General features: G+C 31.0%; 14 protein-coding genes. 12 read left to right on the forward strand and 2 right to left on the reverse strand.

Going from position 1 to position 17,769, the window contains the following annotated elements; all coding sequences use genetic code 11:
• The first annotated feature begins 76 nt into the window (after nucleotides 1–76).
• Nucleotides 77–652 carry a hypothetical protein gene (locus JAO71_RS13235; RefSeq protein ID WP_116822629.1) on the forward strand — a complete coding sequence of 192 codons (576 nt, stop codon included), beginning with the start codon at nucleotides 77–79 and terminating at the stop codon, nucleotides 650–652.
• A gap of 53 nt (nucleotides 653–705) precedes the next feature.
• Here JAO71_RS13235 and JAO71_RS13240 read toward each other — a convergent pair whose 3' ends face one another.
• Nucleotides 706–2,058, reverse strand: a complete 1,353-nt coding sequence (locus tag JAO71_RS13240; protein ID WP_116822630.1) for a DEAD/DEAH box helicase — start codon at nucleotides 2,056–2,058, stop codon at nucleotides 706–708.
• Nucleotides 2,059–2,100: 42 nt separating this feature from the next.
• Nucleotides 2,101–2,991 (reverse strand): aldose 1-epimerase family protein, encoded by an 891-nt coding sequence (locus tag JAO71_RS13245; protein WP_054850872.1) that lies wholly within the window; start codon nucleotides 2,989–2,991, stop codon nucleotides 2,101–2,103.
• A 79-nt stretch (nucleotides 2,992–3,070) separates the two neighbouring features.
• Here JAO71_RS13245 and JAO71_RS13250 point away from each other — a divergent pair, with 79 nt between their 5' ends.
• The 11 genes from JAO71_RS13250 (at nucleotide 3,071) to JAO71_RS13300 (ending at nucleotide 17,768) form a co-directional block, all read left to right on the forward strand.
• On the forward strand, nucleotides 3,071–4,378 hold the full coding sequence (locus JAO71_RS13250) for an anthranilate synthase component I family protein (RefSeq protein WP_054850873.1): 1,308 nt from the start codon (nucleotides 3,071–3,073) through the stop codon (nucleotides 4,376–4,378).
• Between the two features lie 18 nt (nucleotides 4,379–4,396).
• The gene (gene tilS / locus JAO71_RS13255) at nucleotides 4,397–5,722 is read left to right on the forward strand and encodes a tRNA lysidine(34) synthetase TilS (RefSeq protein ID WP_203001284.1); all 1,326 of its coding nucleotides are present in this window, start codon (nucleotides 4,397–4,399) and stop codon (nucleotides 5,720–5,722) included.
• Nucleotides 5,723–8,104, forward strand: coding sequence for a protein-disulfide reductase DsbD family protein (locus tag JAO71_RS13260; RefSeq protein ID WP_203001286.1), 2,382 nt, complete (start codon nucleotides 5,723–5,725; stop codon nucleotides 8,102–8,104).
• Nucleotides 8,105–8,154: 50 nt separating this feature from the next.
• Nucleotides 8,155–9,780: an adenine deaminase gene (ade, locus tag JAO71_RS13265; protein ID WP_203001288.1), complete on the forward strand. Its 1,626-nt coding sequence runs from the start codon at nucleotides 8,155–8,157 to the stop codon at nucleotides 9,778–9,780.
• Nucleotides 9,781–9,807: 27 nt separating this feature from the next.
• Complete coding sequence (locus JAO71_RS13270) at nucleotides 9,808–10,767, forward strand: YheT family hydrolase (RefSeq protein WP_203001290.1); 960 nt, start codon at nucleotides 9,808–9,810, stop codon at nucleotides 10,765–10,767.
• 64 nt (nucleotides 10,768–10,831) lie between these two features.
• Entirely contained in the window at nucleotides 10,832–12,709 is a 1,878-nt protein-coding gene (locus JAO71_RS13275) for a CocE/NonD family hydrolase (RefSeq protein ID WP_203001292.1), read from the forward strand.
• A 47-nt stretch (nucleotides 12,710–12,756) separates the two neighbouring features.
• Complete coding sequence (locus JAO71_RS13280) at nucleotides 12,757–14,292, forward strand: YifB family Mg chelatase-like AAA ATPase (RefSeq protein ID WP_054850879.1); 1,536 nt, start codon at nucleotides 12,757–12,759, stop codon at nucleotides 14,290–14,292.
• A gap of 75 nt (nucleotides 14,293–14,367) precedes the next feature.
• Nucleotides 14,368–14,727: a hypothetical protein gene (locus JAO71_RS13285; protein WP_203001294.1), complete on the forward strand. Its 360-nt coding sequence runs from the start codon at nucleotides 14,368–14,370 to the stop codon at nucleotides 14,725–14,727.
• Between the two features lie 969 nt (nucleotides 14,728–15,696).
• Entirely contained in the window at nucleotides 15,697–16,059 is a 363-nt protein-coding gene (locus JAO71_RS13290) for a hypothetical protein (RefSeq protein ID WP_028290790.1), read from the forward strand.
• A 9-nt stretch (nucleotides 16,060–16,068) separates the two neighbouring features.
• Nucleotides 16,069–16,776, forward strand: a complete 708-nt coding sequence (locus JAO71_RS13295; protein ID WP_116822639.1) for a hypothetical protein — start codon at nucleotides 16,069–16,071, stop codon at nucleotides 16,774–16,776.
• A gap of 170 nt (nucleotides 16,777–16,946) precedes the next feature.
• On the forward strand, nucleotides 16,947–17,768 hold the full coding sequence (locus tag JAO71_RS13300) for a sensor histidine kinase (protein ID WP_236011280.1): 822 nt from the start codon (nucleotides 16,947–16,949) through the stop codon (nucleotides 17,766–17,768).
• Nucleotide 17,769 lies beyond the last annotated feature (1 nt).

The raw sequence follows: 17,769 nt of genomic DNA on the forward strand, positions 1-17,769 counted from the left end.
CATTTTATCGATAAATATTGTATTTAATCGTTTTTATTTATATGTTTGTAATCTCAAATTATAAATATATCCTATCATGAAAACAACCTATTTATCACTTTTGTTTTGCTTTTTTTTAGTTTCTGGTTTTTCTCAAGACCAAAAAAAAGCTATTGTAGAAAATTTTATCGAAAACTTTAATAAAAAAGATTCTACTGCTGTATTTGAAGTTTTACACAAAAATTTTGCCGAGTATTGGCAGAAGCTTGTGGTTAATGAAGACAAAAAAGATTATTCTAAATATTACTCTTGGGCTAAGGAGATGCAAGAAAATGAAGAGATTGAAATTGTAAGCGTAAAAGGAAACAAAGTAGTCGTAAACTCGACGTATTACTCTGATTTAGATAGATTACTGGGTAAATTACCCTATAAGTGCAAAAAGACTTTTGTGCTATCTAATAATGGTAAAATAATTAAGATAATTAATGATAAACATAAGAGTTATGATTATTATCAAAACAAGCGTAAAAGTTCTTATATCTCTTTTAAAAACTGGTTACGTTCTACTCATGGGCTTAAACGTCAGGATTTTAGTTTAACGCTTGAAGATGCTAAAAAAATGAAAAGTATTTTATTAGAATATATCTCAGAAGTTGATGTCGCTAAATTATAAGTAATACTAACTTAAAACCATAAAAAAAGCGAACCATTTGGTTCGCTTTTTTATTACTTCTTGTTACGCTTATTGTAATTTTTATCTCCTCTGGTTTTAGGTTTTTTATATTTGGCAGCGATTTTAAACTTATAGCTTCCTCCTAAATTTTCTTTAGAGTTTTTAGCAGATTTTTCATGAAAAGCAGCTCCAGGCGCATCTTCATCTTTTCTTCGTTTTGTTGGATTGTTACGTTCTTTAATTACAGTACGTTCTTCTTCTATTAATTCAGTAGAAATGGTAACACTTTCAGGAATCTCTAATTCAGGAATTTCCATTTGCATCAAGTCTTCAATCTTTTTAAGACTGTCTTGTTCTTTTTCTGTACTAAAAACAACTGCTTGACCTTCACGTTCAGCACGACCAGTTCGTCCAATTCTGTGCATATAGTTTTCAGGAAAATTGGGTGTGTCAAAATTAAACACATGGGTTACGTTATCTATATCTAAACCACGAGCCATAACGTCTGTAGCCACTAAAATACGATTTACACCTTCTCTAAATTGCTCAATACTACGTAGTCTGTAGTTTTGTGTTTTATTAGAGTGTATAACACATAATTCTTCTTTAAAAAACTCGTCTAACGCTTCAAATAATCTGTCAGCCATTCGTTTATTAGACACAAAAACTAAAACTTTGTTATAGGTTTCAGCATCTTGTAATATATGGACTAATAAATTTAGTTTAGTGTAATAATTAGGAACGCTGTATTTGGTTTGTGCTATATTTTCAAGTGGTGTTCCAGAAATAGCAATAGATACTTTTTGTGGCGCAGTAAAAAAGTCAGTAATTAAATCGTCAACATCCTCAGTCATTGTTGCAGAAAACATGATGTTTTGTCTGCGTTCTGGAAGAATATCAAAAATATTAATTAATTGGTGTCTAAACCCTAAATCTAGCATGACATCTACTTCGTCAATAACCAAACGCTCTAAAGATTTTAGTTGCAATACACGACTAACCGCTAAATCATACAATCTACCAGGAGTTGCTACAATAATGTCTTGACCTTGTGCAACAGCTTGTTTTTGAGTGTTTATATTTGTGCCACCATACACACCAAGGACACGTGTATTAATGTATTTGGCTAATTTTTCTATTTCGTCAACCACTTGCACAACCAGTTCTCTAGTTGGTACTAATATTAAAACACGAGGGTTGTCTTGTTTAGAAAATTTAAGGTTTTTAAGTATTGGTAACATGTAAGCAAAGGTTTTACCTGTACCAGTTTGCGCTATACCAACCATGTCTTTTCCGCTAGCAACAACATTAAATGCTTCTGCTTGAATTGGCGTAGGTTGTGTAAACCCTAAATCGTCAATAGCGTTATATAAAGGTGTATTTAAATTTAAATCTCTAAAGTTCAAAACGTATTATTTTAGCCTACAAAACTACTACTTATATTTTGTTTACCCTAAATGCTGCTCATGTATTTGTATACTGTAGGTTGCATTAAATGTTTCATTTATAGGTAATTTAATAATACCCTCTTTGGTTTTTATATCTTGAGTAGTGTTTTCAGCATCAGCAATACCTAACCAAGGTTCTATACAAACATAAGGTGCATTTGGTTTTGCCCAAATCCCTAAATAGTTAAAATCTTTAAAACTCACGTTTAATATTTCGCCATGAGTTTTACTAACCAAAGCGACTTGTCTTGATTTTAAGTCTTTAAAAATAAGCGCATCTTCATTAAATAAATCTGGTCTTAAATTAATACTATTTTCAGTATCAAAAACCGGTTTGGTTTGGTTAGTAACCAGTCCATTGGTCTTGTTAAGTAAATAGGTTTTAGCGGTTTCTTGTTTATTAAATACTAAACTGTAATCAGTGTAGTTTTCGTCATTATAAACAGGGCATTTAAAAGCAGGATGACCACCAATACTAAAATAAATGGCTTTATCGTCAAGATTTTTTACAGTATGCGTAATGTCTAAGGTATTATGGTTTAAGGTATACGTTATTAAAAACTCAAATTTAAAAGGAAACAGTCTTAATAAACCCTCATTATGTTTTAAACTAAAGGTTAAGCTATTTTTGGTTTGATTGCTTAGTGTAATGGTTTTGTTATGTCTAACAAAACCATGTTTTGGCATGTTGTAAGTTTGACCTTCAAATGTGTATTGGTCATCCTTTAAACTACCTATTACAGGAAATAAGTTTGGTGCAAAGCTTCCCCAAATATCAGGATCTGCATGCCACATAAATTGCTTGTCGTTTTTGACTGACGCTATTTCACATAGTTCTGCGCCTTTCGGTTTAACCGAAATTTTTAATACCTCATTACTTAATTGAAACATCTATCTTATATTTAATCTCATGACTAAAATACTCGTTTTTTTTAACATTTCTGTTTAACTTTACCCAACATTTTTTTCAGTGAGAACAATTACAAAACATAAACTAACTAATCCTGAGGTATTCAAGCAAAATTTATTGACTTGGAGCCAGCAGTTTGATGATGTTGTTTGGCTAGACTCTAATAACTACCAACAACAATATTCAAGTTATGACGCAGTATTGGCTGTGGATGCTTTTACAGGAATTCAAACCGATTATCATAACGCTTTTGAGCAATTTAAAGAGTATCAGTCGCTTACTAACGATTGGGTTTTTGGTTATTTATCATACGATTTAAAAAATGATGTGGAGCAGCTTCAGTCTTTAAATAATGACGATTTAGCGTTTCCTGAATTATATTTTTTTCAACCTAAAAAAATCTTTTTAATTAAAGGTGAAAATCTTGAAATACAGTATTTGAAAATGGTTGATGATGAAGTGGAAACAGATTTAAATGAAATACGTCATTACAAGGACGAAGCAAATATTAATCTACACAATGAAAACAACCCAATAAAAATCCAGCTTAGAATACATAAAGACGAGTATTTTAATAAAATTGAAACCATGTTAAGTCACATTAATAGAGGTGATATTTATGAAGCTAATTTTTGTCAAGAGTTTTATGCTAAAGACACAACAATAAATCCTTTAGAGACTTATAATAAGTTAAACACGATTTCAAAACCACCATTTGCAGCGTTTTTAAAGTTAAATGATAAGTATTTGTTATCTGCATCACCAGAACGTTATATTAAAAAAGAAGCTACTAAGATTATATCTCAACCTATTAAAGGTACCGCAAAACGCGAGGACGATTTTATGTTAGATTCTATTTTAAAAAATAATTTAGTGTCTGATGAAAAAGAACGTAGTGAAAACGTTATGATTGTAGATTTAGTCCGTAACGACTTGTCACAAACAGCCACAAAGGGTAGCGTAAAAGTAGAAGAATTATGTAAGATTTACACGTTTAATCAAGTGCATCAAATGATATCTACAGTAACGTCAGAGGTAGATCAAAACACGCACCCAATAGATGTTATAAAAAGTACGTTTCCGATGGGAAGTATGACAGGAGCTCCTAAAATTTCGGCAATGAAAATTATAGAATCTTTAGAAGAAACCAAACGTGGTCTATATTCTGGAGCAGTTGGCTATATTTCGCCATCAGGCGACTTTGATTTTAATGTTGTAATACGTAGTATTTTATACAACGCAACCAATAAATATGTGTCTTATTCTGTTGGAGGTGCCATTACTGCAAAGTCAGACCCTTTAAACGAATATGAAGAATGTTTGATTAAAGCTAAAGCCATGAGAACTGTTTTAGAAGGTGTTAATTAGAAATTGTTAAATTTAGAGATGCTAGTACACTTCCAAAATCACATAAACAAAGCACTTCCTTTTCTTAAAAAAAGCAAACTTTTAATTGCTATTTCAGGAGGATTAGATAGTGTTATTTTAACGCATTTATGTAAACAATCAAGTTTAAATATAACTTTAGCACATTGTAATTTTAATTTAAGAGGAATAGAAAGTGATGCTGACGAAAAATTTGTTCTAGATTTAGCAGACAGTCTAGATTTAGAGATTTTTACCGAAAGTTTTAATACCGAAGCTTACGCTGAAAACGCTAAGCAATCCATACAAATGGCAGCAAGATCCTTGCGTTATGATTGGTTTCAGGATATAGCGTCTCAGTTAAATTTTGACTATATTTTAACTGCGCATCATGCGGACGACAATTTAGAAACCTTTTTAATTAACCTAACAAGAGGGACAGGCTTAGAGGGCTTAAAAGGAATACCAGAAATAAACCAAAACATTGTACGTCCTTTACTACAATTTTCTAGAGAAACTATTGAAGCTTATGCTAATCTAAACCAACTACAATGGAGGGAAGATAGCAGTAATGCATCAACTAAATACCTTCGTAATAAATTAAGACACGATGTAATCCCTATTTTAAAAGATATCAATAGTAATGTATTGACTAATTTTAAAAATACGATAAGTAACATCAATGACACTTCAGATATTGTTGAAGAAAGTGTGCAAGCTGTACTAAAACGAGCAATTATTGATATTGATGATACTCAGATTAGTTATAAAATTTCAGAATTTATTAAAGTCCACAATCCTAAAGCTTATTTATATGAAATTTTTAAAGATTACGGATTTACGCAATGGACAGACATAGTCCATTTATTGACAGCACAAAGCGGAAAGCAAGTGCAAAGTGCAACACACCAATTGTTAAAAGATAGAGAGACTTTAATTTTAAGTGAATTAAAAACGAATGATGGTCTGCATCAAAATGAAGCTTCAGTTATAATCAACAATTTTGAAAATGAAGTAAATGTTCTGTCAGGTGTTTTATCTTTTGAAACAGTATCAACCATTGAAAAATCTGAGCCTTCCACAATCTATATTGATAAAGAAAAGTTAAAATTACCTTTAACTGTAAGACATTGGCAAGAAGGAGACTATTTTTACCCTCTAGGTATGCGTGGTAAGAAAAAACTTGGCAAGTTTTTTAAAGACCAAAAATTATCTGTTTTAGCAAAACAAAAAGTTTTATTATTGTGTAGCCAAGATAAAATTGTTTGGGTTGTCAACCATCGTGCGGACGATAGGTTTAAAGTTACAAGCCAAACCAAAACAATACTAAAAATTAAACTATCATAAATGAAGCATATAGCAGCTATTCTATTATTTTTCTTCGCTTTTTTAAGCGTTAATGCCCAAATAATAAAGCCAGTAAAGTGGAGTGGTACAGTTGATAAAATATCTGATACAGAGTACAATTTAGTCTATAAAGCAACAATAGACGATCATTGGCATTTATACTCTCAGACTTTACCAGAAGGAGGTGCAATACCAACTGAGTTTTTCTATCAAGATGAAGCATTGAGCAATGATTTTGAGTTAATTGGTAAAGCTTCGGAAAGCGAAAGTATTACCAAGTTTGATAAAGTGTTTCAAATGGAGTTGTCCTATTTTGATAATTCGGCAACTTTTACTCAAAAAATAAAGCTTAAAAATCCAAATGTATCTCAAATTGAAGCCGAAATTAGTTTTCAAGCCTGTGATGATACTAAATGTATTTTTGAAAGCGAGATTGTTACGTTTAAACTTAAACAAGAAAAAAAAAATAAAATTTTTGATCCAGTACAATGGACATCATCTGTTAAAAAACTAAATGACACAGATTATCAATTAGTTTATACAGCTACTTTAGAAGATAAATGGCACATTTATTCTCAGAATAATACTGAGCCAATGGGTCCCATTCCAACAGAAATTACTTTTAAGGATAATGACAATAAAGACTATCAATTAATAGGTGAATTAGAGGAGTCTAAAACAGTTACAAAATATGAAAATGCATTTGCAATGGATGTTACATATTTTGATGATAAAGCAGTGTTTACACAAAAAATTAAAGTTTTAAATCCTGCGCTTAAAAAAATTGAAGCCGAAGTCTTTTATCAAGCTTGTGATGACGAGAAATGTTTGGCGCCAACGACTTTTGAGTTTGTAAACAATTTAGATGGTACAGAAGCAGCTATTGAAACATTAAATATTGATGCAACAGATTTAGAAAAATCTAAAGCTTTAAATTTAGGTGTTACAGGTTGGGATAAATACGAAAAAGAAGAAGTTAAAGAAAAAACTAACTTTGGGATATTTATACTTGGTTTTATTGGTGGATTAATTGCTTTATTAACACCTTGCGTTTTCCCGATGATTCCTTTAACAGTGTCCTTTTTTACAAAAGGCGCAGAAAACACACAAAAAGGGTTAGCCAATGCTATAATATATGGTTTGTTTATATTGGTTATTTATGTGTTACTTTCGTTACCATTTCATTTTTTAGATTCATTAAATCCAGAAATTTTAAACACAATATCAACTAACGTTATATTAAATATAATTTTCTTTTTGATTTTAGCGTTTTTTGCTTTTTCATTTTTTGGTTTTTATGAAATCACTCTGCCAGCATCTTGGGGGAATAAAATGGACGAAACATCATCTAGAGTTGGAGGTATTATAGGTATCTTTTTTATGGCTTTAACTTTAGCTATTGTGTCTTTTTCTTGTACAGGACCAATTTTAGGCTCATTGTTAGCAGGCTCTTTAACCAGTGATGGAGGAGCAATGCAATTAACAGCAGGAATGTCTGGATTTGGTTTGGCATTAGCATTACCATTTACCTTATTTGCAATGTTTCCAAAATGGTTAAACTCGTTACCAAAATCTGGAGGTTGGTTAAATTCGGTTAAAGTTGTTTTAGGGTTTTTAGAATTAGGTATGGCATTTAAATTTTTGTCCAATGCAGATTTAGTAAAACATTGGGGACTTTTAAAACGTGAAGTATTTATAGGAATCTGGATTATTATAGGGATTGGATTATTATTGTATTTATTGGGTAAAATTAAGTTTCCGCATGATAGTCCTTTAAAAAAGTTAAGTTTTAGTCGTATATCTTTTGCAGTATTAGTAGGTGCATTTGTAGTGTATTTAATTCCTGGTTTGACTAATACTAAATATGCTAATTTAAAGTTGTTAAGTGGTTTTCCGCCACCTTTACCATACAGTATTTATGAGAAAGATAGTGACTGTCCTTTAGGATTAAATTGTTATAAAGATATTGACGAAGGTATTACTGCTGCTAAGGCAGAAAACAAACCAATCATGTTAGATTTTACAGGTTGGGCTTGTGTAAACTGTAGAAAAATGGAAGAACAGGTGTGGAGTCAAGATAAAATATACGAGCTATTAAAAGACAAATACATTATCGTGTCTTTATATGTTGATGATCGTAAAGAGTTACCTGAAGACCAGCAATTTAAATTTGTAAAAGCTAACGGAAAGCTTAAAAACATTAAAACCATAGGAGACAAATGGGCAACATTACAAACCCTTAATTTCCAGAATAATTCGCAACCATTTTACGTCTTAGTAAATGAAAAAATGGAGTTGCTAAATCATACTACAGCCTACACACCAAATGCAGACGAGTATTTAAAATGGCTAGAAATTGGATTAGAAAATTTTAAAAATTAAATTAAAAGTCCTGCAATCGCAGGATTTTTTTTACTGTTATATAGTACAACATGAAAACAATACAAGGACAAATAGTAGATATACAAAACCAACGCATTTTTAGTGGAGAAATCACCATTGATTCAGGTAAAATACAATCTATTACAGAAAAAGAACACGATGTAAAACATTACATTTTACCAGGTTTTGTTGATGCACACATACATATTGAAAGCTCGATGTTAGTCCCATCAGAGTTTGCTAAAATAGCAGTTAAACATGGTACTATTGCTACGGTTAGTGATCCTCATGAAATAGCAAATGTATTAGGAGTAAAAGGCGTTGAGTTTATGATTGAAAACGGAAAAAAAACTCCTTTTAAATTCAATTTTGGAGCGCCAAGTTGCGTGCCAGCGACCACTTTTGAGTCTGCTGGAGCAATTATAGATTCCGACGATATTAAAACCTTAATGGCTAATCCTGATATAAAGTATCTAGCCGAAATGATGAATTATCCAGGCGTGTTGTTTGATGATGCAGAAGTGCTTAAAAAAATAGCTTGGGCGAAACACTACAACAAACCCGTAGATGGTCATGCACCAGGTTTAAGAGGTGATGATGTTACTAAATACATTAATGCAGGAATTAGTACAGATCACGAGTGTTTTACTTATGATGAAGCATTAGAAAAGCTTCAAAAAGGAATGAAGATTTTAATCCGAGAGGGTAGTGCTGCCAAAAACTTTGAAGCGTTAATTGATTTGCTACCTGATCATTATCAAAACATGATGTTTTGTAGTGACGACAAGCATCCAGATGATTTATTATTAAACCACATCAACGCGCTTTGTGCTAGAGCTGTTGCTAAAGGAATTGATGTTTTTAAAGTATTACAAGTGGCTTGTATTAATCCTGTAAAGCATTATAATTTGGATGTAGGCTTATTGCAAAAAAATGATGTTGCAGATTTTATTATAGTTGAAGATTTAAAAGCATTTAAAACGCTTCAAACCTATATTGATGGAGCATTAGTGTTTGATAACGGAACGTCCTTAGTAAAAGACGTAGCGTTTGAAAATCTTAATAATTTTGATACAGAAATTAAAACAATAGAAGATTTTAAAGTCGAAAGTACAGCTAAACAAATTAGAGTTATTGAAGCTTTAGAAGGTCAATTGGTTACTAATCAACTTATAGAAGAAGCAACATTACACAACGGAAACTTGGTATCTAATACAAAAACAGATGTTTTAAAAATGACAGTGGTTAACCGTTATAAAAATGATGAGCCAGCACTAGCATTTATTAAAAACTTTGGATTAAAGGAAGGTGCTATTGCAAGTTCTGTTGGACATGATTCTCATAATATTATTGCAGTTGGTGTAAACGATGAAGCTATTTGTAAAGCAGTAAATTTAATAATTGAAAACAAAGGTGGTATTTGTGCTGTGTCAGATACACATCAAAAAATAGTATCGCTTCCTGTAGCTGGAATTATGAGTGATAAAAATGCAGAAACTATTGGTCACGCTTACGCAGAATTGGATACGTTTGCTAAACAACTGGGTACAACATTAAATGCACCTTACATGACCTTATCTTTTATGGCTTTATTGGTAATTCCTGCGCTTAAATTAAGTGATAAAGGGTTGTTTGATGGCGGAAAATTTGAGTTTACTAGTTTAGAGGTTAATTAATATTTCGGACTATCAATAAAATAATCTATGCCAATAATTGAATCACATTACAAGCCTAAATTTATGTTCAGAAATGGACATATATCCACCATATATTCTGGTTTATTTCGTAAAGTAGAAGGCGTAACTCAAAAACGAGAACGCATTACTTTACCTGATTCAGACTTTATAGATTTAGATTGGAGCCATGCAAATGCACCAACTAATCAATTATTAATTATCATTCATGGTCTAGAAGGTAATGCACAACGTCATTATATGTTAGGATCCGCAAAAATAGCTAACCAAAATGGTATTGATGCAGTTTGTATAAATTTAAGAGGTTGTAGTGGAGAGGTTAATACAAGTTTTCAATCATATCATTCTGGTAAAACAGACGATTTAGCTTCAGTTTTAAACTACATAACATCTAAGTATCGTTATGATACTATTTACTTAAATGGTTTTAGTTTAGGAGGAAATCTTATTTTAAAGTATTTAGGTGAAACCGCTAAGCTTCCTAAAGAAGTTAAAGCAGCTGTAACCGTTTCTGTTCCTGTGTATTTAAAAGGATCCTTACAGCGTTTAATGGCATCAGGAAATGTTATGTATTCTACTAAATTTTTAAAAGATTTAAAAGAAAAACTAAAACAGAAGCAACAACAATTTCCTGAAAAAATCAATAGTTCAGATTTCAATTCGGTTAAAACTTTAAAAGATTTTGACGATGTGTATACCTCAAAAGCACATGGTTTTAAGGATGCTTATGATTATTATCAAAAATCAAGTAGTCTTCAGTATTTAAAACATATTTCAATTCCGACCTTATTAATAAACGCTCAAAACGATTCATTTTTATCCAAAGAATGTTATCCCATTGAAGCTGCACAGCAAAATCCAAATTTATATCTAGAAATGCCAAAATATGGTGGTCATGTTGGTTTTTATCAAACCAAAGCGACCTATTATTCAGAACAAAGAATGCTTCAGTTTTTAACAGAATTGTAGATTAGTACTCTTATTCAATTTATATATAAAATACTTATCTTTAGTTTTTCAAAATAAAAAACTAATGAAACGTATCCTAATTCTACTAGTTTTAACGCTAGTATTTTCGTCTTGTAAAGACCAAGTAAAACTTGACACCCAAACCACTGCAAAAGTAACAGATGACTATGTTGTTGCAGAGCATTACACTAAAAAAGAAGTATCCATTACTATGCGTGATGGTATAAAGCTGCATACTACAATTTACTCGCCTAAAGATACGTCAAAACAGTATCCTATATTGATGCAACGTACACCTTACAGTTGTAAACCTTATGGTGATAACGAGTTTAAATCTAAAATAGGACCTAATCAATATTTAATGAAAGAAGGTAATATTATAGTCTATCAAGACGTACGTGGACGATGGAATAGTGAAGGGGTTTATGATAATATGCGTGCATTTATACCAAACAAAACAGGTGAGCAATTTGATGAAGCTAGTGACACGTATGACACAATAGATTGGTTGGTTAAAAATGTTGAAAATAATAATGGAAACGTTGGTACTTGGGGAATTTCCTATCCTGGTTTTTACACCACATATTCTACATTATCTGGTCATCCAGCTTTAAAAGCAGCGTCACCACAAGCTTGTATTGGAGATTTCTTTTTTGATGATTTTTTCCACAATGGTGCTTTTTTATTAAGTTATTGGAGAGCAACCTCTGTGTTTGGTTACATGAAGGATCAACCTACAAAAGAGGCTTGGTATAAATTTCCAGAAATAGGTACAGAGGACCAATACCAGTTTTTTTTAGACGCTGGACCACTTAGTAATTTAAATACATACTATGGTGAGGACAACGAGTTTTGGAACCAAATTAAAAGTCATCCAAATTATGACGAGTTTTGGCAGAGTAGAGGTATTATTCAGCATTTAAAAGATGTTAAACCTGCGACTTTAATTGTTGGAGGTTTATTTGATGCAGAGGATTTATATGGTCCTTTTAATACTTATAAAAGTATTGAAAAAAATAGCGATAATTACAATGCTGTTGTTTTTGGACCTTGGAGTCATGGTGATTGGGCAAGAAATAAAGACCGTCAAGTTGTTGGTAATATTCATTTTGGTGATCAAATTTCTGATGATTTTCAAAAAAATATCGAAACAAAATTCTTTAATCATTTCTTAAAAGGAAAAGCAGACGGAACGTTAGATTTACCTGAAGCTCACTTTTTTAATACAGGTACAAAACAATGGACAGATTTTACAGCTTGGCCACCAGAAAATAGTGTTAAGGAAAGTTATTTTATGCAACCAGAACAACGTTTAACACAACAAGCTAATCGTATGGTAGCAACAAGTGATTTTATTAGTGATCCTAAAAAACCTGTGCCTTACACAGAAGATGTTAAAGTCGTGTTTACACCACGTAAATTTATGACGGACGACCAACGTTTTGCTTCAAGACGTCCAGACGTGTTAACATTTGAAACTGAAGTTTTAGAAAACGATGTGACTTTAGCAGGAGATATTCTAGCAAAACTACAAGTGTCAACAACTGGGACTTCTGCAGATTGGATTGTAAAAGTTATTGATGTGTTTCCTGCTGAAACCAAAAACACAGACGATGTTCAAGATCATTTAAAACTTAGTAATTACCATATGATGGTTAGAAGTGAAACCATGCGAGGACGTTTTAGAAATAGTATGAGTACTCCAGAACCTTTTGTGCCAAATCAAAAAACAGCTGTTAATATTAAGTTACAAGACGTATTACATACCTTTAAAAAAGGACACAAGATACAAGTACAAGTGCAAAGTACCTTTTTTCCTTATATAGATATTAATCCACAAACTTATGTAGATAATATTTTTGAAACTAAAGCTTCAGATTTTAAAGCGCAAACACATAAAGTTTATAATGATTCAGAAATAGAGTTTACAGTTTTGAAGTAAATTTTAGAAAACTTTTTCCTACATTTAGTAACTAAACTAACCATTTTATGCTTAAAAAAGTTTTTGGAAGTGCTGTTTTTGGTGTTGAAGCTACAACAGTAACCGTTGAAGTTAACGTAGATAGTGGTATTGGCTATCATCTTGTTGGACTTCCGGATAATGCAATTAAAGAAAGTAATTTTAGAATTGCAGCTGCACTTCAAAATAATGGTTATAAAATTCCTGGAAAAAAAATAATTATCAATATGTCACCTGCAGACCTTCGTAAAGAAGGTTCTGCTTATGACCTGACATTGGCAATGGGTATTTTAGCAGCTTCAAAGCAAATAGTTGCTGAAAATTTGGAAGAGTTTTTAATCATGGGTGAATTATCCTTAGACGGAACACTACAACCTATTAAAGGTGCTTTGCCAATTGCTATTAAGGCTAGGGAAGAAGGTTATAAAGGATTTATACTTCCTATTCAAAATGTTAAAGAAGCTGCTATTGTTGATGGCCTTGAAGTGTATGGCGTCGAAAATATTAAACAAGTCATTAATTATTTTGATAAAGGCGAAGCTTTAGAGCAAACGATAATTGATACAAGAAAAGAATTTGAAAAAAGTCTTGATTTTCCGGAGTTTGATTTTAGTGATGTTAAAGGCCAAGAAAGTATAAAACGTTGTATGGAAATTGCAGCAGCAGGTGGACATAATATTATTTTGATTGGTCCTCCAGGTGCTGGAAAAACGATGTTAGCAAAACGCTTACCTAGTATTTTACCACCAATGACGTTACATGAAGCTTTAGAAACAACAAAAATACATAGTGTAGTTGGACGTGTCAAAGATTCAGGATTAATGGCTCAAAGACCTTTTAGAAGTCCGCATCACACTATTAGTGACGTTGCTTTAGTCGGAGGAGGAGCATATCCACAACCAGGAGAAATATCATTGTCACACAATGGAGTTTTATTTTTAGACGAATTACCAGAGTTTAAACGAGGTGTTTTAGAAGTCATGCGTCAACCCTTAGAAGATAGAGAAGTAACCATTTCTAGAGCTAGGTTTACAGTAACCTATCCATCATCGTTTATGTTAGTTGCTAGTATGAATCCTAGTCCAAGTGGTTATTTTAACGATCCTGATGCACCTGTAACTAGCAGTCCAGCAGAAATGCAACGGTATTTAAGTAAAATTTCTGGACCACTTTTAGATAGAATAGATATTCATATTGAAGTGACTCCTGTTCCTTTTGAAAAATTATCAGAAGAACGTAAAGGCGAATCTTCAGTTGATATAAGAAAACGTGTTACTAAAGCACGTCAAATACAAACCCTACGGTTTAAAGATTTTGAGAATGTACACTATAACGCACAAATGTCCACAAAGCAAATAAGGGTATATTGTAAACTTGAAGAGGCTTCAAAACAATTACTTAAAACAGCAATGGAACGTTTAAATCTTTCTGCTAGAGCGTATGACAGAATTTTAAAAGTTTCTAGAACTATTGCAGATCTGGAAGGTAGTGACGCTGTACTAGGAAATCACATAAGTGAAGCAATACAATACAGAAGTTTAGATAGAGAAGGATGGTTGGGTTGATTTTCTTAAAAAATTAACATTTTTTTTATTACATTAGTGTTTTAGCTATTAATAACTTTAAATAATTATCAAAAAATGTCAGTACCAACCGGAAAAATCACAGCGACTGAAGCTGAAGAATTAAATGATGCATGGACTAATTTGCGTAAAAATGCCAATGATAAAGCAGCAGGTAAATCTGATAATAGATCAACATGGTATTCTCTTGAAGATATGGAAGCTTTTATCAAAATGATAAAAGATGAAAATTCAGCAGTAAATGGAGTCCGATGCTACTTAGGTGTAAAAACAACTAATCAAGATCCAAAAGGGTATACTACCATATTTATGGTTCCTACTGAAAGAAATGGTAATACAAATCAAGATATAATTGGTGCCAATGGAATGGATAGAGGTGATGGTGGAATGCCACCAGATCAAGGATATCCAAACTAATTTATATGGAGCATTTTTTACATCAAAACTATAGTTTTTTAACTAAATTTTTTATTCTGATAGCAGTTGTTTCTGGAATTGTTTCTTACAGGAAATACAAAGGGACACCTGCTATTTTTTTTATAAAGATTGTATTATTCTTATTTTTAATTGAAGTCATTGGGTCATATTATAAACTTAAAGGGTTACATAATTTTTTTGATCCCATATTTAGTTCGGTATTTAAAAAAAATTTTTGGTGGTATACTCTAGCATTTGATGTGGTAGTGATTGTATTATTCTCTGTACTATTTCAGAAAGTAATAGCAAATAAAAAATTCAAAAAGATATTAAAGTTTACTACATATTGTTTTATATTATTTTCATCAATTCATATCTTCTATAACAGAGACTTGTTTTTTATTCAGTTTTTTCCTATGATTCAAATTGCTGGAGCTTTTGTAATTTTAAGCTGTAGTATATTGTATTTTATGGAATTACTGCTAACTAATAAAATTCTTAAATTTTATAAATTCATTTATTTCTATATAGCAATTGCCATATTTATTTGGTGGCTAGTTATTACACCTTTAACTTTTTACGATGTGTATATGGTTAATAGCGATTGGGAGTATATATTTTTAAAATGGCAAATTTACTTAACATTAAACTTCGTAATGTATATGTTATTTGCAATTGGTTTTTTTGTCTCAAAACCTCAAAATTTGCCCAAAAAAAATTAATTAGAATTGAATACTTTAAATAAATATGTATGATTGAATATTATATTGATTCAAAACATTGATTCTGTATGTTTTATAATAGTATGATTTGTTTTTTAAAATAACATCAATATATGATTTGATCAAAATATTAGTTTTTCTTAGTCTTTGGTAAGGTTTCTAGTTTAAAAGAAAACTTTAACTATTAATATAATTTAAGTACTTTCGTGCTCTAGCTATTAATAACTATTAACAATAATTAAAAAAGATGTCAAAACCACAAGGAGTGATTACAGCAAAAGAAGCGATAGAGCTTAGTGATCAATGGACTAAATTAAGAAAAGATGCTAATGATAGAGCAGCCGGCAAACCAGATAACAGATCTTCATGGTACTCGTTAGAAGAGATGGAAACATTTATCAAAATGATTAAAGAAGAAAATAAATCTGTGAACGGTATTAGGTTTTATCTGGGAGTAGATAAAGTGTCAAAATTAGATCAAAAAGGATACACGACGATTTTTATGGTGCCAACTGAAGAAATAAATGGTGGTAACCATGATATAATTGGAGCTAACGGAATGGATAGAGCAGGTAATGGTAATCCACCACAATCAGGTTGTCCACAATAAAACAATCTAATGCTAGATTTTTTATTTAAAAATTATTTTCTAATTACACATATTTTAGAAGCAACAACAGCTGTAATAGGTCTTTTCTGTTTGAAAAAATTTAAAGACACAGCTGTTGTTTTTTTTATTAAAATTTTAGTGTTTTTGTTTTTTGTAGACTTTTTTGGTTCATATACTCTTTATTTAGATAAATTTGAGTTTTTTAAACCTATAAAAGGAACTAAGTTTGCCTATAATACTTGGTGGTTTACTTTGTTTTTTGATGTATTTGCAGTTTCTTTTTTGACTTTTTTCTATATCAAACTTTTTAAAGATATATTGTTAAAAAAAGTTATTAAAATAACTTTACTATCATTCTGGATTTATTGTTTTGCAAAGGTTATTTTTGATTTTGATAGTTTATTTTACACTTCAGATCCTGTAATATACATATTTGGAGCAATATTAATTATCGGGTGTACTTCAATATATTTTATACAATTATTACAAAACGAGGATTTATTAAAATTTTCAACATCTCCTTATTTTTATATAAGTATATCTTTGTTTTTATGGTGGTTAATTGTTACACCATTAGTCTTTTATGATAAGTATTATATCTTAGAAGATAAAAGCTTTATTAACTTAAAACGTAGTATTTACGTGTTTTCAAACTTGTTTATGTATACTACATTTGCTATCGGACTTTTAGTTTCAAGATCTGAACTATTGAAATAATATGATATCAAAGCTTTTATTTATTTTTAATCAATAAATATATAAAGTTTGAGTGTTTGTCTTCAATACTGTATGTTAAAATTAAAAACGTTAGCTATTTTTGTTTACTGTTATATTTATGTATACTTGTTTTTACTTTGTACCTATAGTTTCAAAAACCACAACCAAACATGATTAACCTTTTATTGCTTTTACAATCACCACAAGTATCCACTGCAGCAGAGCGTTACTTACTAATTTACATGATTGGTGTTTTAATAGTTGTAACAACACTTGTTATTTTGTTTTTTATAGTTTTTCAAAAAAGAAAAAACCAATTGTTGTTAGATCAAATTATGCAACAACAAGCTTTTGAAGCAGAATTGTCAAATGCACAAACCGAAATACAAGAACAAACCTTAAAAAATATTGGTTGGGAGCTACATGATAATGTGGGACAATTGTTAGCAGCTGCTAGTATGCAGCTTAACATCTTAAAAACCAAACTGAATACTGAAGCACAAGACAATTTTTCTGAAGCTTCAGATTTTGTTAAACAAAGTTTAAAAGAAGTAAGGATGCTATCCAGATCTTTAAACAATGAAGTTGTTTTAAATATTGGTTTTGAGCAATCCATAACAAATGAGTTAAATAGACTTAAAAAGATGAGGTTTGCTTCTGCAGAACTACATGTTAAAGGGGAAGTCATACCTTTTAATAATAAAAAGCATGAAATTATAATATTTAGAATATTACAAGAATTTTTTTCCAATACAGTTAAGTATTCTGATGCTAAAAACCTTGCAGTTATTCTTAATTATGAGCAAGATAAATTAGTTATAAAAGCTACAGATGATGGTAAGGGTTTTAACTCAGAAACTGTAGAAAAAGGCTCTGGATTATTAAATATGAAAAGTCGTGCAGAGCTTATAAATACTAATTTTAGTCTACAATCAAATCCAGGAGAAGGTGTTAAGTTACAACTAGAATATCCTTTAAATCAACCCGTATAAA

The organism is Olleya sediminilitoris, from assembly GCF_016785945.1.
Lineage (GTDB): Bacteria > Bacteroidota > Bacteroidia > Flavobacteriales > Flavobacteriaceae > Olleya > Olleya sediminilitoris.